The 17,179-nt window shown below is 59.6% G+C and carries 14 protein-coding genes; 7 read left to right on the top strand and 7 right to left on the bottom strand.

Translation table 11 applies throughout. The features are described 5' to 3' along the window. Positions 1–124: 124 nt before the first annotated feature. The 3 genes from K3148_RS13960 to K3148_RS06275 all read left to right on the top strand — a co-directional run bounded on the left by K3148_RS13960 (position 125) and on the right by K3148_RS06275 (position 2,116). On the top strand, positions 125–472 hold the full coding sequence (locus K3148_RS13960) for a DNA methyltransferase (RefSeq protein WP_282099616.1): 348 nt from the start codon (positions 125–127) through the stop codon (positions 470–472). Then, positions 469–1,329, top strand: a complete 861-nt coding sequence (locus K3148_RS06280; protein ID WP_221426447.1) for a DUF5681 domain-containing protein — start codon at positions 469–471, stop codon at positions 1,327–1,329. The genes K3148_RS13960 and K3148_RS06280 overlap by 4 nt, the downstream gene beginning before the upstream one ends. Positions 1,330–1,504: 175 nt before the next feature. Continuing rightward, positions 1,505–2,116: a tyrosine-type recombinase/integrase gene (locus K3148_RS06275; protein WP_221426446.1), complete on the top strand. Its 612-nt coding sequence runs from the start codon at positions 1,505–1,507 to the stop codon at positions 2,114–2,116. Between the two features lie 873 nt (positions 2,117–2,989). On the opposite strand, the gene K3148_RS06270 is transcribed toward K3148_RS06275, so the two are convergent. The 5 genes from K3148_RS06270 to K3148_RS06250 all read right to left on the bottom strand — a co-directional run bounded on the left by K3148_RS06270 (position 2,990) and on the right by K3148_RS06250 (position 9,264). Next, positions 2,990–4,135, bottom strand: coding sequence for a YadA-like family protein (locus tag K3148_RS06270; protein ID WP_221426445.1), 1,146 nt, complete (start codon positions 4,133–4,135; stop codon positions 2,990–2,992). A gap of 204 nt (positions 4,136–4,339) precedes the next feature. Continuing rightward, a complete protein-coding gene (locus K3148_RS06265; RefSeq protein WP_221426444.1) occupies positions 4,340–5,752 on the bottom strand; it encodes a YadA-like family protein in 1,413 nt (470 codons plus the stop codon). Between the two features lie 148 nt (positions 5,753–5,900). Continuing rightward, positions 5,901–6,569, bottom strand: coding sequence for a M23 family metallopeptidase (locus K3148_RS06260; RefSeq protein WP_221426443.1), 669 nt, complete (start codon positions 6,567–6,569; stop codon positions 5,901–5,903). Between the two features lie 14 nt (positions 6,570–6,583). Beyond that, on the bottom strand, positions 6,584–7,288 hold the full coding sequence (locus tag K3148_RS06255) for a response regulator (RefSeq protein ID WP_221426442.1): 705 nt from the start codon (positions 7,286–7,288) through the stop codon (positions 6,584–6,586). Beyond that, positions 7,285–9,264 (bottom strand): hybrid sensor histidine kinase/response regulator, encoded by a 1,980-nt coding sequence (locus K3148_RS06250; protein WP_221426441.1) that lies wholly within the window; start codon positions 9,262–9,264, stop codon positions 7,285–7,287. The genes K3148_RS06255 and K3148_RS06250 overlap by 4 nt, the downstream gene beginning before the upstream one ends. A 99-nt stretch (positions 9,265–9,363) precedes the next feature. Between K3148_RS06250 and K3148_RS06245 the strand changes: the two genes are divergently transcribed. Beyond that, positions 9,364–9,639: a hypothetical protein gene (locus tag K3148_RS06245; protein ID WP_221426440.1), complete on the top strand. Its 276-nt coding sequence runs from the start codon at positions 9,364–9,366 to the stop codon at positions 9,637–9,639. A 198-nt stretch (positions 9,640–9,837) separates the two neighbouring features. On the opposite strand, the gene ligD is transcribed toward K3148_RS06245, so the two are convergent. Both ligD and ku read right to left on the bottom strand, forming a co-directional pair. Beyond that, positions 9,838–12,378, bottom strand: coding sequence for a DNA ligase D (gene ligD / locus K3148_RS06240; RefSeq protein WP_221426439.1), 2,541 nt, complete (start codon positions 12,376–12,378; stop codon positions 9,838–9,840). 1 nt (position 12,379) lies between these two features. Continuing rightward, a complete protein-coding gene (gene ku, locus K3148_RS06235; protein ID WP_221426438.1) occupies positions 12,380–13,213 on the bottom strand; it encodes a non-homologous end joining protein Ku in 834 nt (277 codons plus the stop codon). A gap of 231 nt (positions 13,214–13,444) precedes the next feature. Between ku and K3148_RS06230 the strand changes: the two genes are divergently transcribed. From K3148_RS06230 to K3148_RS06220, 3 genes are read left to right on the top strand one after another with little or no spacing between them, the layout of a single operon-like run. Then, positions 13,445–14,602, top strand: coding sequence for a PepSY-associated TM helix domain-containing protein (locus K3148_RS06230; RefSeq protein WP_221426437.1), 1,158 nt, complete (start codon positions 13,445–13,447; stop codon positions 14,600–14,602). Next, on the top strand, positions 14,599–14,784 hold the full coding sequence (locus K3148_RS06225) for a hypothetical protein (RefSeq protein ID WP_221426436.1): 186 nt from the start codon (positions 14,599–14,601) through the stop codon (positions 14,782–14,784). Before K3148_RS06230 ends, K3148_RS06225 begins: the two co-directional genes overlap by 4 nt. Positions 14,785–14,814: 30 nt before the next feature. Next, a complete protein-coding gene (locus K3148_RS06220) occupies positions 14,815–16,929 on the top strand; it encodes a TonB-dependent receptor (protein WP_221426435.1) in 2,115 nt (704 codons plus the stop codon). Positions 16,930–17,179 lie beyond the last annotated feature (250 nt).

Raw genomic sequence — 17,179 nt, 5'->3', positions numbered from 1 at the left:
AAGAACCTGGTGGTCTGGAACAAGACCAATGGCGGCATGGGAGCTCGAAGCACGAGCTCGTGGTCGTGTTCAAGCAGGGGACGGCCGCCCACACCAACACGAAACGGGCCGATATCGCACGAACGTGTGGGACTACGCAGGGATCTCCTCGATCGGCGCAAGCCGTTCGGAAGATCTGGCCATGCATCCGACGGTCAAGCCAGTGGCGCTTATTGCCGATGCGCTGCGCGATTGTTCGCGCCGCGGAGAGATCGTCCTCGATGGGTTCGGCGGCTCGGGCAGCACGCTGATCGCTACGCACAAGACGGGCCGGAAGGCGCGGCTCGTCGAATACGATCCGCTCTATTGCGACACCATCATCCGGCGCTGGCAGGCCTATACGGGCAAGCAGGCAAAGCTCGAGACCACGCTGGCGAACTTCGACGAGGTGGCGGATGAACGCCTCGGCCTCGCGCTGGAGGCTGCCGAATGAGCCACCCAGAACGAAAAAATGAGGAGGATGCAGAGCAGAACCCGAACAATGTGGTCCCCTACAGGGTCGGTTACGGCAAGCCTCCGGTCGAGCACCGGTTCCAGAAGGGCCAGTCTGGCAACCCGAGGGGGCGGAAGAAGGGGTCGAGCAACAAGCCCAAGATCGACATGGGGCACGGGATGCGCGCAGCCGAGGAATATCTTCGCCATGAAGCCTTTCGACCGGTCACGCTGCGCGAGGACGGACAGCTTATCGAGCTTCCCGCCATCCAGGCGGTGTTCCGCGCGATGGGCGTGGCTGCCATGAAGGGGAACCGGTTCGCCCAGAAGACCATGGCCGAGCTGGTGACCGGCCTTGAGCAACGCGATGCCGAGGCCCGGTTCGAGCTGTTCGGTAGCGCGCTTGAGTACAAGCAGCGCTGGACCGAAGAGATCGAGCGCTGCGAGAAGCAGAACCTGCCCGCACCAGAGCCTCTTCCCCATCCCGACGACATCATCGTCAATCCACACGCCGGCGATGTTCGCATCCTTGGGCCCCAAACCAAGGAACAGAAGGCGCATTACGACAAGGCCGCCGCTCGCCGGTTCGCAGCGCAGGACGAGGTAAACTACTTCGCCGAGAAGTATCGCCGGGCGCGCAGCGAAAAGCGCCGAGAGATGTATCTCGAGGAATGGCACTGGGAGCAGCGCATGTTCGACATCATCAACGATGCCATGCCCGAGCGCTACAAGATGAAGCTGGAAAACCGGTCATACCGCGCTGGTGCCTCGCGCGCAGGTGACACGATGAAGGAGTTCGCCGAGGATCGAAAACGTGCGCCTGAAAGCAGGCGGTGGGGAGATTATGTCGGGGAATAGCCTTTCCCCAAAATAAAGCGACCGCTTAGCGTCCCCATTGCAGCCATAGCGCTGCCTCAAGGTTCATCCCAAAAGCGGACAAGATACTCGCGCCCATTTAATCTCCAATCGTTTCTCCAGTGGCCGATTGTGGCCGAGGAGAGACGACATGGGATACTCTTAATATGATCCGGCTATGGATGAACGAGTTCCGTGGAATGCTGGAAAGAAGGTCGGCACAAAACGGCCGCTGACACAAAAGCAAATTTGGGCGGTCCGCTTCTTTCTGGACAGAGAAAGCAGGCTCAGAGACCGAGCGCAGTTCGACCTGGCGATCGACAGCAAATTGCGCGGATGTGACTTGGTGAAGATCAAGATCGACGGCCTGGTAGCTGGCTCGGAGATGAGGCGCCGAGCGACTGTCGTGCAGCAAAAGACCCACCGTCCAGTACAGTTCGAGCTCACTGGAGATGTTCGAACCAGTCTGTGGTCTTGGCTCGAGCGAAGGGGAGGTACGATCGACGACTACACCTTCCCAAGTCGCATTGATCGCAATGGCCATTTGAGTACACGAAAGTATGCGCGTCTTGTAGATGAGTGGGTCACTGCGATCGGGCTTCGGCGTAAAGAGTTTGGAACGCACTCACTCAGACGAACCAAGGCCTCGATGATCTACAAAGCTACTGGCAATCTTAGAGCCATTCAGATTCGGCTCGGCCACTCGAAAATCGAGAACACCGTGCGGTATCTCGGTGTGGATGTCGAAGACGCTCTACAATTAGCAGAGCGAACTGAGATCAGACCGTGAGGTGGCCCTTCCAAAAGCGGAAGGGCCGCTTTCCCCGTACCAATTGGCTCAAGAAAGTCCGAAACTGGGTGGTTTTGCGACCGTCTGCTATTGGCCGCAGATCGGAAATTGCGGACAATTGACTGGCGACGAAGGGCGGGTCCTTTGGGAGTTAAACCGCTATTGGCCAGGTTTCCGAACAAATGCCGTTCAATTGAGGCCTCGGTGTCAGTCATCGACCTAAGCCTATAAGCGATTTGCAAGCAGACATCGACGGGCGACAGTACGCTTAGCTGCCAGATCGCTTACTGGTGGACGGCGTAACGATTGCCAAAAAGGCGAACACAATGGCTACCAGCATCAATCCGGCCCCAAAGCTGCCCAGATCAAGCCGCGTCAGGCGTGAGCCCAGATAGATACAGAGGACCACTCCAGCCAAAATGGCATATTTGTTTCGCGTCATCGATCCATCCTGTCAAAATATCGTACGATGTTGGCAGCAAACCTTTATGCGCGCGGTCAGGTCTTCAACCGTTGCCCGCCGCGTGTATCGATGGGTATGACATCGACCTCTCAGTTGTTCTGCGAAGGCGACGCGGTCATGGCAACCACCAGGGCCGGTCATCAAGCCGACAACAAGGCGCGCCGAATTCGAACCTCGCTTCCTCACGTCCCGAACTGCGATCTTCCTCATCTCCGAGCGCACGGGTCTCGGGGTGAACGTTGTCAAGCTTCGCACCCTCAGCGCTATCGATCTGTATGCTATCTGTTGCGAGGGGCATCACAAGGTCTCCGCCGCAGGTTTTTGAAATCGAAAGGGATGGAGTTTCGAAGAGGCTCCGGTCCCTTCCAAGCGGGAGGGGCCGGAGCCACAGGTTCGACCTTTCGGCGGGTTTACCAGCCGAAGGATACGCCCACGCGTCCGCCGGTCTTTCCGCCCTTGTTGAAGCCGGTCGCGATACCCGCATTCACAGCGACTTTTTCGCTGACCAGCACACCAATCTGGAGCGAACCGGCGAGGGCACCGTTGTAGAAGCCCATGTTGCTGGTCACATTGACCTTCTTGTTCGGCAGGAAGGCGTTGCCCGACATGGCGATGGCGACTGCGGTCGAACCGTCGATCTCGTCATCGAAGCGGGCAAGGGTGTTGCCCAGGTCGAAGGTGACGGCCTCCAGAGCCATGAGCCGCTGATCGTGGTTGTCGAGTATAGCCGAATTGTCGGCAATCGCCGCAGCGTTTAGATCGATTGCCGCGGTATTGTCGGCAATCAGGAAAGACTGATTTCCAACGGCGGCGAAAAGCTTGGTTACGCCTTCCGCGTTTTCAGCAATCGCCGCATCCTGCGAAGCGTTGACTTCGACGAGACCCGAAATCGCCATCTGGTTTTCTGCGATCGCGACATCTTGCAGGCCATTGACCGTCTGCAGATTGCCGATAGCGATCGTATTGATGCCGACCTGGTCGTTGATGCTGTCGACCTGGTTACCCAGCGAATTGATCGACTGAACATTGGTGACGATTGCGTCGGTCACATCCTCCAGCTGGCCGACGTTGACTGCATCATGGGTAAAGATGCCGTCCGCAACATTGGTGATGCGGCGCACGGTACCGTTGCCGCCGACCGAAACGGTATCGGGGTCGTTGGTCACCGAACCGAAGCCGAGCGCGACGCTGTTCTCATGAGTCGCCGAAGCGGAATTGCCGATGGCGACACTGCCGTCGACCGCTTCGCTGTCGCTGCCGATGGCCACGCTGCTGGTTGCAGCCGAAGCATTATCGCCCACAGCAGTGCTGTTATTGACCGCCGAGGCCTCGACTCCGACAGCAGTCGAGTTTCCGAGCCCTGCGCTGGCATCGGCGCCAACCGCGGTAGTGTTTTCGCCGCTCGCTTCGGCACCGGTGCCGCACTGGGTCGAATTTGCATCCGGTCCGTTGGTGCACTGCTGCGCCGCTGCGGGGGAGGCCATCAGGGTAAGCGCAATCGCGCTCGATGCCGCGAGTGCGGCGAACTTGGCATTCGTTTCAATCAAGGTTTTCATGTCAATTCTCCGTCATTCGGCATCAGTGCCGATGAGGAGGGTTTGCCCTGCCCATGTATCGCCCTTGTGTGCGCAGACGGGCTTTATGGTAACCTTCGCGTCCGCTTTGTGTGCGCTGTGTATCCGGCGTGACGGGACGCAAAAAAAGGGCCGCGTCCTGGACGTGGATGCGGCCCTGCCGGGGTCGGGAGGGAGACTTGGGGTTTAGAATTCCCCGGCAATTCCGGCTTTGAAGGTGAGGCTCTTTCCGCCTGCATAGGTGGCTCCGGCAGTCAGCGCGAGGTCGCCATCGAGGCGATGCATGAGGCCCATCGAAAAGCCGACTTCGCCGCGATAGGTGGCCAAGTTCGAGGCGTAGCTCGTCTTCCCTGCTTCGCTGGGGAAGTGCGGGTGCGCCATGGCGGCAACCGCTGCGATGCCCTGCTGCGCGTCCTTGTCCATCGTGGTCGCGAGATCGAAAAAGCCTGCGACCTGGCCTTCCAACGCGCCGATCCGGTTGTCGAACTGGTCGAAGTCCACCTCGATCGCAGCGATCTGACTGCCGAGCGATTGTAACTGGCCAACCGTCGCGGCATCGGAAGGGGCAATACCATCCGCCACGTTTACGAGGCGACGCTGAACCTCGGCATTGCCGAAGGAAACCGTGTTGGCCTGATCTGCAATCGACTCCGAACCGATCGCGACGGCACCCTCGGCCAAGGCTTCGGCGCCGGCGCCGATGGCCGTAGCAAGCTCCGCGTCGGCGACAGCATAGGTTCCTACCGCGGTCGCATAATCGCCGTTGGCTTGCGAATATGTGCCGAGCGCGTTGGAACCGGTTCCGGTGGACGCCGAGGCCGCGCCAAGCGCGGTCGACAGTTCGCCCGACGCCTCCGTTCCAGCACCGATGGCGGTTGCGCCATAAGACAAAGCTTCCGCTTCATAACCAAAGGCCGAGCCACCGATGATGGCAGTAGATTGGCCGCCGACAGCAGTAGCGAAATCATTGGTTGCATAAGCGCTTGTGCCGATGGCGACGGATTCTACACCGTCGGCATTGGAGAGCCGGCCTACCGCCGTACTTGCTTCTCCGGAAGCAGAGGCGACTGAGCCTACTGCGACGCTTTGCAGACCGGTCGCTTCGCTACTGGATCCAAGTGCTACCGTTGACTGGCCGTTGGCCAAGGCTCCTGCGCCAATGGAAATAGCGCTGAGCTGGTGAGCATCGGCCCCTCCACCTATCGCAATGGAGCCATTACCATCGCTATCAGCTCCCGTTCCAATTGCGAGACTGCTGATGTTGCTGGCCGACGAATCGTATCCAATGGCGATGGAAAGTGTGCTGGCGGCCGAACTCTGCGAACCCAGAGCAGTACTAAGCCAACCTTGCGCCTGCGCGGAGAAACCCAGGGCAGTCGCCTGTTCGTCGCCTGCCGACGCCTGGTCGCCGATGGCGGTTGCGCCTTCGCCATCTGTCTGCGCACCATTGCCGCATTCCAGCGTATCGACATCCGGCCCGCTCTCGCACGGTTCGTTGGCGTAGGCAGGCGGCGCCATCAGGCAGGCGGCGATGGCGGTGGTCACCATAAGACCGGTCGAGCCGGCGATGGCGAGGCGTTTAAAATCGAAAGTCGTCATGGTCTTCACTCCTCTGTGCGCGGTGACCGACTGGTCGTGCGATGGGTGAGGAGTGGCAGGACTACTTGTCGGGAATTGGTGCGTGCGCCGGTCTTATCGTCTCAATGGTATCGGCCGCTTGGCAATCGTATCGAATGTGTCAGGCCTGTCAGGGCAGAACCGCTTCATTGTCACCCTGCTGGGCTTGCAGATCGGCCATCTCGCGCAAGTTCCAGCGGATCTGAAGCGGCGTGGCATCGGCCTCGCGGTGGGCGCCGACATGGATATGCGGCGCGCGCGATACGCCGTTATTGCCGACGAGCCCAATAATCATGCCGCGATCGACATAGTCTCCGCCGCTGACGAAGAACTCGCCCAGATGCGAAAGTGTCACGATCATGCCGTCTTCGCTGCGGATCCGGATCGTGCCCGCAGGCGGACAGCCCATTTCGCCAATCATATTGACCGAGGGGTAGGCGAAAATACCCAGCACCGTGCCGGACACGGGAGCCAGAACTTCGGCCCGCCATCCGTACCAGTCTTCGTTATGCCCCCCGTCGCCGCGATACAGGCGGGAAAACCCGGGCTCGGCGTCGAGGCCTCCGGTTACGAGGCAGTCCGTACCAAGCGCGTCGCCCGCATAAGCCACTTGTCCGAGCGGATGCTCGGAGCACATATACGGGACTGAATGAATCGGGCCGACAAGGACATGCTCGATGTCCCCCGTCACTTCCGCTGCGAGCGGAGGTGGACCCAAGCCGTATTCCTGTTCCTGAAGCGGCGCACATGCCGCGGCCGCGAGAGACATGGCCAGGGTCCGTGAAAACATGATGTTCATGCCGTCGACTCCGCTCAACTGAAAATATAGCCCAGCCCGCGCACCGTGCGGATGATCTCCGGCTTTTGCGGATTGCGTTCGATCTTGTGCCTTAGGCGCGAAATCCGGAGATCGATCGAACGGTCGAACGGCTCCCAACCACGGTCATGCGCCTGCTCAAGCAGCTGGTCACGATTGAGGATGCGACCGCGATTGGCGTGGAAGGTCTTGAGCAGCTGATATTCCATCGCCGTGATGGTGATCTCTTCACCCTCGGCGTCGAACATACGCGCTTGGTCGAGATCGAGCCTATGGGGACCAAAGGCGACGCTTTCTCGTTCGGTATCTTGATCGATTTTGTCATCACGATGCGGCGTCATGCGGCGCAATACCGTCTTTACCCTGGCTTCCAGTTCGCGAAGGTCGACCGGTTTGCCGATGTAGTCGTCCGCCCCGAGTTCCAGACCGACGATACGGTCGACTGTTTCTGCGGCAGCGGTCAGCATGATGACCGGTACATTCCCTTTGGCGCGGACTTCGCGCAGCACACTCATTCCATCCATGCCCGGCATATTCACATCAAGGATACAAAGACCGGGCTGGCGCAGTTCAAGCGCTGCCAGGAGGGACCGGCCGTCCGCAAAGCCTTGCGCATCATAGCCTCGCTCGGTCAGGTACTCCGATACCATCTCGCGCAAGTCGTTCTCGTCATCACAAACGTAGATAGTTGTATCAGTCACGATCTGGCCTTTCTGCCAAGACGAGCAACAAGTCCGTCGAGTTCATCGGCTGCGATAGGCTTCTCAATATAGGGATATGCATCGTCTGCGAGAAATTCGTGAACGCGCGCCGAGAGGCTGTCGCCAGTCACGAACCCGAAGCGGCCAGCAAGCTGGGGACGTGTATCGACGATGTGTTGCATCATCTTATCACCGGTCATTCCGGGCATTTTGAGATCAGAGATAATGGCATCGAAGGTTTCGCTTTGTGCGATGCGAATGCCATCAAAGGGCCCATAGACCGCTTGCGCGTCATGACCCCGTTCCGACAGCATTTCCACGATCAGGTCGGCTACGTCGCGTTCGTCGTCCACGACCAGCAGCTTCATCGGAGGGTGGCTGCTTCTCGCCGAGGAAGCTCGTTGGGCGACGGCTGAATGGTTCGCCTTAGGCAAGGCCAAAATGAAACTGCTGCCGATGCCGGCCTTCGAAACAACCTTTATCGAGCCATTGTGAGCGGTCACGATGCGGTGGCAAAAGGCCAGCCCAAACCCTGTGCCCTCACCGACATCCTTGGTCGTGAAAAAGGGTTCGAATATGCGGCGCTGGGTTTCTGCCGACATGCCGGGGCCGTTGTCGGACACGACCAGTTCGATTGTCCCTGCGACTTGGCGCGCACTAAGGGTCATGGTGAGAGGGCCGGGCAAACCCTTCATGGCTTGTTCGGCATTGACAATCAAGTTTGCAACGACCTGGATCAACTGGTCTTTGTCGACCGACACAGCACTTAGTCCCGGCTGTAAATCGAAAATGACCTTGCCCCCGTCGGCACGAAACCCATAGGCAGCAATTTCTTCCGCGCTCTCGATGATCTCACGCGGATCGACCAGCTCGATACGAGCAGGTCTCTGCCGCGCCATGGCCAGGAAGGTTTTCACGATCCGCGCGCTGCGTTCGGCCGCAGTCCGGATCTTGCCGATGCGCCGCAATTGTTGCGGATCTTGCAGCTGCCCTTCAAGCATCTGCGAGAAACCCACGACGATGGAAAGGGGGTTGTTGAGTTCGTGAGCTACTCCGGCCAACAATTCCCCGAGCGCAGACAATTTTTCGTTCTGATGCGCAATCAGCCGCTGGCGCTCCGCTTCCAACGCCGCCTCCTCGCGCTGCGTCACATCCAGCGTGGTAAACAGCGAGCCTCCGTTCGCCGTGCGATAGCCGCTCACTTCCATGATCTTGCCGTCATCGAGCTCGTAATGCTGGCCCTTGGTCAGCGCCTTGAAGCTGGCGGTGGAGGCGGCTGCGTACTCTTCGATGGTCATGCCTTCCGGCTTTCCCGCGCTCGCATTGGTGCGACCGGCGCGCAGGACGATATCGTCCATCAATTCGCCCGGTCGCGGCCGAGCATCTGGATCCACAAAAAGCAGTTCGCAGAATTTGCGATTGCAAAGAACGAAGCGATCGTCCGCATCGTAGAGCGCAAACCCTTCTTCGAGATATTCGAGAGCCTCGGCCAGTTGCGGAGGGACGTCGAATCCTTCCCGCGCAACGACCACGGGCAGTCTCCCCGAAAACTTCGACGTGGCCGTGCCGGTTGCCACCGGTTCAAGCAGTTTGGTGACATGCTCGACAATTCCGATGACCGTGCGATCGTCCGGCAGTTTCGTGCATGATACCCGCAACGGGATGTCATCCCGCCGACCGACACGGATATTCTTCGTATCGTTCTCGATACCGGCAATCATAAGCTGCCGATACTCTTCCTGCTCCACTCCATCGGGCAGGACAATGAAGCCGCTTTCAATCATTCGATCGATAAGGCCGTCGATGGCCTCGCCCGTAAAGTCCGGGACCCCGGCTGGCTGCCACAGGAGATCGATCGCGCGCTGGCTTGCACCGAGTACGCGTTTCTGTGCGTCGAGGACAATTAGACCCTCGCTCAGCGCTCCTAATACCACTGGATCGAATATAGATTTTTCCCAGTTTGCATGGCCTGACATGATATGAATGGCTCTCGACGAAATTGGCTGATGACCGCTCACCTCTTATACCTCAGCTTGTCAGGAGGATTTCAGTAATTGTATCAATTGTGTCGGACAATGAAGCTGCATTTGGCCGATCAGATCACGAACCGGCCAATCCTGATTTATCTTCATTCGAAAGTCCTTCGCCGCCGATGCCCGCTTCATAAACCGGAAGAAGGGCGCGATGACTTCAGCGAAAATTCGCCAGCCAACGAAGCATCGACGAAAAAAGCGATTGTCAGCTTATGGGCATTGCCGCAAAAATTGCCGCTCTTCGCAATAAGGCACTTAGCTGGAACACCCGGTTTGTCGGGAATGTCAACTTACGGAAAAAGCGTGCCAAACCACTAAGGTCCGCAATCGGGTCGTTAGCCGAATGTCGGCTATGCAGGGCCAAAGCACCAATACCGGACAAACCGCTATCGGCTCCAATTTCGGTCGTTCAGCGACAAACCCCAATGCGGCAGCTTATGGAGCCGATTGCGGACAGTCCGCTTTCGATTGGATTACGCCGTATTCCGACGTTGGTTAGCGTGCATGCTACCCACCCTAAACGTTTGGAAGTCTTTGCTCGGCGAAGCCCCATCCCGATAGCTCTTTGCTCGCGGCCCGATCAATCAGCGCGGCAACATCGTCAATGGTGAATGGCTTAGCATCCTGCATCTCTTTGAGCTCGTTCCATCCAATCGGTGCCGCCACCGGGGCACCGCTACGGGCGCGCGCGGAATAGGGCAGGACGGCGGTGCTGCCACGCTGGTTGCGCAGCCAGTCGATGAAAATTCTTCCCTTGCGCTTGGCCTTGCTCATCGTGGCGGTGAAGCGCTCCGGCTCGGCCAGGCTGAGCGCCTCGGCAAAGCGGCGGGCGAAGTCCTTGTGTGCTTCCCAACCGTGACCGCGTGAAAGCGGCACCACCACGTGGACGCCCTTCCCGCCAGACAGCATGGCGAAACTCACGAGACCGATGTCGCTCAATCGCGCGCGGATGTCGCGAGCGGCTTGCTTGACGTCCTTAAAATCGAGACCTTCGTCGGGGTCGAGGTCGAAAATCACGCGATCGGGCGCCTCGACATCGTCGCTGCGCGAGGCCCAGCCGTGGAATTCGATCGTCCCCATCTGGACGCATTGCAGGATGCCCCGCGCATCCTCCACGTAGAGGTAATCCTCAGTCCCGCCGTCCTTCTCGCGGATCGGGACATGGTGCACCGCGTCACCGAAACTGCCGCTATCGTGCTTCTGAAAAAAGCACTTCTTCGCCCGCCCCTGCGGACAGCGCACTAGGCTGACCGGGCGACGGCCGGCAAAGGGCAACATGATGCCGGCGACGGTCCGGTAGTAATCGGCGAGTTCGCCTTTCTTCTGTCCGCTGTCCGGAAAGATGACCCGCTCGGGGCTGGAGATTTTCACTTGAGATTTGGATTTGGAACCACTGGCGGGCTTTTCCGGTCTCACCGCTTTCGCCGGCTTATCCGATCGGAGGCCAAGATAACTGCCGTGGCGAACGTTGCCGTCAGCGGTGAACTCGGCAAAGGCAATCTCCGCCACCAGCTTCGGGGTCAGCCAGGTGACACCCTTCGCACTGGCCAAGTCGGTCTCCACCGGCGGGGTCTTGCGCCCTAGCCGCCGCATTTTCGCCGCGAGGTCGTCCATCTCGTCCGTGGTGAAGCCGGTGCCGACATTGCCCTTGTATACCAGCTTGCCGCCTTCGTTCTGCGCCAGCAGCAACGAGGCGAAGGGGCGGCCCTTCGCGGCGGATTTTTTCCAGCCGACGATGACGAACTCCTGCCGTCTGGTGCACTTCACCTTGACCCAGGCCTTGCTGCGCGCGTGGCGGTATTTCGCGTCGAGCTTCTTAGCGATTATGCCTTCCTGCCCCGCCCGGCACATCGCATCATAGAGCTTCTCCCCCCACCCGATCACGTGCTCGGCCACATGGACAGGCGGCTCGGCGGTGGCGAGCAGCGCCTCGAGCCGCTCCTTGCGCTCTATATTGCTTAGCGGCGCGAGGTCTTCGCCATCCAGTTCGACCAGATCGAAAGCGTGGAAGGCCAGCTTGTCCGCCTTCGACTGGCTACCATGGCCGCGCTTGAGCACCGCCTGCAGGGTCGAGAAATCGGGATTGCCCTTGCTGTCGTAAGCGACGATTTCGCCGTCGATCAGGCAAGCTGGCAGGTTGAGCGCGGCAATCGCTTCGACCAGCGCGGCGAACTTGTCGGTCCAGTCCTTGCCGCTGCGGGTATAGACGCGCACCTCCTCGCCCTTCGCAGCCACCATGGTGCGGTATCCATCGAACTTGATCTCGTGCATCCATCCGTTGCCGGCAGGCACTTCGTCGACGAGCGTGGCGAGCTGCGGCTTGCGAAATTTTGGCAAGGGCACGGCCTTGTGTCTCTTTCGCGGTTTCGTCTTCGAAGCATTGTGCGCGGCGGCCTTATTCATCTGCGCAAGGAAGACATCGTCCTTCTTGCCCGCCAGGGGGAACTCGCCGCCCTTACCAGCCGCGATTTCCGCTATCGAGCGACCGGTGAGCACGCTAGTTAGCTCGCGCTCCACCAGCGCATCACCCTGTTCGACATGACTGTCCTGCAGCTTGCGTAGCAGCCAGTTCTCGCGCTTTTCGCCGGGTCTCGTCTTCAGCCGGATGAGTAGCCATTCGCCCTTCATCCGCTCACCCTGAAGCGTAAAATGCAGGTGCCCCTCGTCGAGATTGCTGGCGCTCTTGCCTTCGATTGGGGCCCAGCTGCCGCGGTCCCATAGCATGACCGTGCCGCCGCCGTATTCGCCCCTAGGGATGGTCCCCTCGAACTCGGCGTAGGACATCGGGTGGTCTTCGGTCCGCACTGCTAGCCGCTTGATATCGGGGTCGTGAGAGGGGCCCTTTGTCACCGCCCAGCTCTTGAGCACGCCGTCCACTTCCAGCCGCAGGTCCCAATGCAACCGCGTCGCATCGTGTTTCTGCACGATGAAAAGGTCACCGCTTTCGCTGCTCTGGGGCCCGCCCGAGGGCTCGGGCGTCTTTGCGAAATTGCGCTTAGCGTTGTAAGTCGCGAGCGGGTCCGCCGGCGCACCGGTGGCCTTTTTCGAGCGCGCCACCTCAGGCGCTCTTCTTGCGCTTTGCCGCCGCCTTCGGTTTGCTCGCCTTGCCGTCTACGGATTTCTTGAGCGCTGCCATCAGTTCTATTACATTGCCGCCCGATGCCTCGGGATCGCCTGCATCCTCGATAATCGCCTTGTTGCTTTTCGATTTCGCTTTCTTGTCTATCAGCTTTCTCAGCGCATCGACATAGCGGTCCTCGAATTCGCTTGCCTCGAAGGGGGCGCTTTTCTGTTCGATGAGCGTGGTGGCGAGGTCGAGCAGCTCCTTCTTCGGCTTGGAATCGTCGATATCCGCGAAGAAGGCTTGTCCATTGCGCACCTCGTCGGAGTAGCGCAGCGTTTCCAGCAGCAGGCCCTTGCCGCATGGCTTGATGGCGACGAGCTTTTCCGAACCACGCACCGACAACTGGCCGAGCGCCACCTTACCCGCCTTGCGGAGCGCTTCGCGCAGAACGACGAAGGCTTCTTCTGCCAGCTCGTCCTTGGGCGCGACGTAATAGGGCTTTTCGAAATAGAGCGGGTCGATCTCGCAGCTATCGACGAACTGCACCAACTCCAACGTTTTGCGGCTCTCTATCTTGACCGCCTCGATCTCCTCTTCCTCCAGCAGGACGTATTCGCCCCTGGAAACCTCGTATCCCTTGATAATCTCGTCGCGATCGACCGGGCCGATGCCAGGCACGACCTTCTCGTACTTGATCCTCTTGCCGCTGGGCTCGTGGATCTGGTTGAAGCTGATCTTTGCGCCCGTTTTGGACGCCGAGTAGATCTCCACCGGGATCGAGACGAGCGCTAGCCTGATCTGTCCCTGCCAATATGCGCGTGCTGCCATGCGTGTCTCCGTTTCGAAGGAGTCAGCGATTAGAAGCGAGGTTGGTTTCAAATGGCGGCGTTTGGGCCGTTAGCAGACAGTCTGCTTTTCAGAATTCAGGCCGAGATGGCTGTCGTTCAAGACAGCCAAACAATGGCGATGGCCAACAACGCGGCCCCGGCAGAACAGGCTAATTGCTATTGAGAATTATTCTCATTGACGCGAATCTTGTGGCTATGTAGCTGGGCTCGCATGTCCCGCAACGCCATTCGAAATTGGTACCTCATCCATAAGTGGAGCAGCCTGATTCCGACGGCGTTCCTGCTGATGCTGTGCGTGACGGGCTTGCCGCTCATCTTTCACGACGAAATCGATGCAGTGATGGGCGAAGACGCCGAAACTGCATTGTCGGGCACAGCTTCTGCTGAAGGCGGGCTTTCCCTTGACGTCATGCTCGACCGAGCGCTTGCCGAAAGGCCGGGCCAAGTGCCGCTGTTCATGGCCTTCAGTCAGGACAGCTCCTTGCTGACCGTGACTACAGGCCCGACGCCCGACGCTGCGGGCGAGGACATGACGCTGCTTTTCCTCGACCGTACGACCGGCGCGTCAATGGGTCCCGCGCCCGGCAATGCATCTATGGACTTTCTGCTCCAGCTGCACACCGACATGTTCCTCGGCCTGCCCGGCATGTTGACCTTGGGAGCGATGGGCATATTGCTGGTGGTCGCACTGATCTCCGGCGTCGTGCTTTACGCCCCGTTCATGCGCAAACTGCCGTTCGGTACCGTGAGGAAACGTCGCAGCAAGCGTCTGCGCCGGCTGGACCAGCACAATTTTCTGGGCATCGTCGCACTGGGCTGGATGCTAGTGATTGCCCTTACGGGCGCAATCAATGCTTTTGCCGATCCGCTTACCGAGAACTGGCGCGATGGCCAGATCGCCCGCATGACGGATGCCTATGCAGGAACTCCTGCGCTGGCACCTGCAGACTACGGCTCGATCGACGAAGCGATGTCGGCCGCCCAGCAGGCCCTTCCCGGCCGCAGTCCCCAGTTCATCGGCTTCCCGGGCGGAGCCTGGTCGTCCGGCCATCACTACGCGATATTCTTCCAAGGCGATCGCCCAGTAACGCAGCACCTCCTGACACCGGCACTCGTCGACGCGGCGACTAGCGAACTTACTGATGCTCGAACCATGCCGGTAATCAACCAGGCGCTGATGATGTCGAAACCGCTCCACTTCGGTGATTACGGCGGCCTTCCGCTCAAGCTTATCTGGGCCGCCCTGACTCTCGCAACGATCTGGGTTTTGTGGACCGGCATCATTCTCTTCCTTCGCCGCAAGCCGGGTGAAGTCGAGCGCCGGATCGAGGAAATCCGAACCGGCGCGGCTGCAAGGGCTTCGTCATGAGAAGACAAATCAGACGCTGGCGCACCATTTTCGCAGTTCCGGCCGCAATTGGCGCATCTTCCCTGTTGGGGCTCTTCCTCGGTCTGACGGGCGATGGCCTTGGCGATTTTTTCGCATGGCTGCTGGTCGGTCTTGCCCCCTTCACCATAGCCGCAGTGCTGCTTCGCCGCTCACCGAATTAATCGCGTCTCTATTCACGAAAGACGATCGCAATGAACCGCTATTCCCGGATTTCCATCTTCGCTCTCGGCATTTCGCTCGCCACCTCGGCGCAGGCGCAGGAGCAACAAGCGGACGACGTGATCGTCGTGACCGCCCAGCGTAACAACGAAACCGAGGTCGTTAATGGTGGCAGCGCCGGTGTGCTTGGCGACAAGCCGGCAGAGGACCTGCCCTTCGCAATCCGTTCTTATGACCAGAGCCTGATCCTCAATCAGCAACCTCGCTCGCTGGGCGATGTACTGGAAAATGACCCGACCATTCGGACCACTTACGGCTTCGGCAACGCCTCCGAGCAGTTCGTGATCCGCGGCTTCACCCTGTTCGGCGATGATGTAGGTCTCAACGGCCTATACGGGATCACACCGCGCCAGTTGGTCGCACCTGAATTGTTTGAAAGCGTCCAGGTCCTCAATGGTGCCAGCGCCTTCCTGAACGGTGCAGCACCGGGCGGATCGGGACTCGGCGGAAGCGTCAATCTGCAACTCAAGCGGACCGGAAACACTGATCTCAATCGAGTTACCATTTCAGCCAGCGAGAATTCCCACTTCGGCGGCAGCTTCGATGTCGCTCGCCGCTTTGGCCAGAACGGCGAATGGGGCGTTCGCCTGAACGCAGCCTATCGTGACGGCGAAACTTCGATCGACCGTGAAGACCGCCGCACGCAGGTCGTGGGCGGTGCGATCGACTATGAGAGTGGCCCGCTTCGGGCATCTCTCGACCTGGCGTTCCAGAATGTCCGGATCGACGCCTTGCGACCGAAAGTCACCGTCGGAAGCGCAACCATCCCCGCCGTTCCGGATGGCGATGCGAACTATGCGCAGGATTTCACCTACACCGAAATGCGCGATGTCTTCGGCACGCTGGCCGTGGAGTCCGATCTTTCCGACAATGCGCTGGCATACTTCAGGGCCGGTGCGCGCGACGGGCGCGAGGAAGGCATTTACGGCGGCATCACCGTTCTTGATGCCGCCAGCGGTGCTGCCAATGGCACGGCGCTGTTCGTCCCGCGGACCGACAACAACGAAGCGCTAGAAGCTGGCATCCGCGCCAAGCTGGGCGAGATCGTGACCCATGAGTTCAATTTCGGCGGCAATGCCAGCTGGCAGGTGAATCGCAATGCCTATGATTTTCGCTACGGGCCGGGTTTTGCCGGCTACGCCACCAATCTCTACGACACTCCGCAGGTCGAACTGCCCTCCTCGACCCTCGTCGGCGGCGACCTCGATGATCCCTTCCCGATTTCGCGCACGCGCCTATGGAGTGCATTCGCATCGGATACGATCGGTATGATCGAAGACCGATTGCAGGTCACCGCGGGCCTGCGCCTGCAATCGATCAATGTGAAAAGCTACAGCTATTTCGGCGGCGACCTGGCGACCGAATACGATGAAAGCGCAGTCACGCCCGTGATCGGCGTGGTGCTGAAACCCTTCGATGGCCTGTCGCTATACGGCAACCGGATCGAGGCGCTGCAGCAGGGTCCAACAGCGCCCCTCGATCCGGCGCTCGTCAGCAATCCGGGAGAGGTGCTCGCGCCGCGCAAGTCGCTGCAATACGAGGTTGGCGGCAAGCTTGCACTCGGCAACGTTTTCGTCGGCTTGGGCGGCTACCGACTCGAGCGCCCCGGCGAGGGCGTGCTGACCGATGGCAGCTTCGGATACCTCGGAGATCAGCGCCACCGGGGCCTCGAGTTCACGGTCAACGGCGACCTGACCCCCAGCCTGAGGCTGATCGGCGGCGCAGCTCTTACCGATGCGGAGCTCGACAGCGGCAACGACGTGCCTGGCGTTCCCGAATATACCGCCAATGCAGACATTGAGTGGGACCTTGGCTTTGTGCCGGGCGTAACGTTCACGGCGCGTGCCGTGCACACCGGTCCGCAGTGGGTCGATGCCGCCAACACGCTCGAACTCGACAGCTGGACGCGTATCGACCTCGGTGCGCGCTACGTTTTCGCGGCGGGCGACACGCCGGTCACGCTCCGCCTCTCGGCCGACAACATAGCGAACGAAAAGTACTGGGCCAGCGCGTTCGACGCCTTCTCGGCCGCACTGCTTCAAGGGACCCCACGCACGATTAAGGCCAGCATCTCAGCCGATTTCTGAATTGGGCAGTTTTGGAGCCGATTACGGACCGTCCGCTTTTTGATGAGACTCCTCATAAAACTGACATTTCTTTAGGGTTAAAGCTTGTCCGAGTGAGAATCAATTACTGGATTGGCGAGTCTCGTTTCGACTACTGCCATCCTTGAGGCTGCCCCCACGCTTCGACTGCTCCACTTCATGAGGTAACAGGTGAAAAACAGGGTCGCGAAGGCTAAGCCCCTTCGCGACCCCTTTTCCTAATGGGTGCTTC

Source organism: Qipengyuania aurantiaca (assembly GCF_019711375.1).
Classification (GTDB): Bacteria; Pseudomonadota; Alphaproteobacteria; order Sphingomonadales; family Sphingomonadaceae; genus Qipengyuania; species Qipengyuania aurantiaca.
This window is presented reverse-complemented; position numbering and strand designations above follow the sequence as displayed.

Coding starts and splice junctions, on each gene's coding strand:
- K3148_RS06220 (WP_221426435.1), top strand. CDS start 14,815: ATGAACCGCTATTCCCGGATTTCCATCTTCGCTCTCGGCATTTCGCTC.
- K3148_RS06270 (WP_221426445.1), bottom strand. CDS start 4,135: ATGAAAACCTTGATTGAAACGAATGCCAAGTTCGCCGCACTCGCGGCA.
- ku (WP_221426438.1), bottom strand. CDS start 13,213: ATGGCAGCACGCGCATATTGGCAGGGACAGATCAGGCTAGCGCTCGTC.
- K3148_RS06250 (WP_221426441.1), bottom strand. CDS start 9,264: ATGTCAGGCCATGCAAACTGGGAAAAATCTATATTCGATCCAGTGGTA.
- K3148_RS06265 (WP_221426444.1), bottom strand. CDS start 5,752: ATGACGACTTTCGATTTTAAACGCCTCGCCATCGCCGGCTCGACCGGT.
- K3148_RS06280 (WP_221426447.1), top strand. CDS start 469: ATGAGCCACCCAGAACGAAAAAATGAGGAGGATGCAGAGCAGAACCCG.
- K3148_RS06225 (WP_221426436.1), top strand. CDS start 14,599: ATGAGAAGACAAATCAGACGCTGGCGCACCATTTTCGCAGTTCCGGCC.
- K3148_RS06275 (WP_221426446.1), top strand. CDS start 1,505: ATGGATGAACGAGTTCCGTGGAATGCTGGAAAGAAGGTCGGCACAAAA.
- K3148_RS06230 (WP_221426437.1), top strand. CDS start 13,445: ATGTCCCGCAACGCCATTCGAAATTGGTACCTCATCCATAAGTGGAGC.
- K3148_RS06245 (WP_221426440.1), top strand. CDS start 9,364: ATGAAGCTGCATTTGGCCGATCAGATCACGAACCGGCCAATCCTGATT.
- K3148_RS06260 (WP_221426443.1), bottom strand. CDS start 6,569: ATGAACATCATGTTTTCACGGACCCTGGCCATGTCTCTCGCGGCCGCG.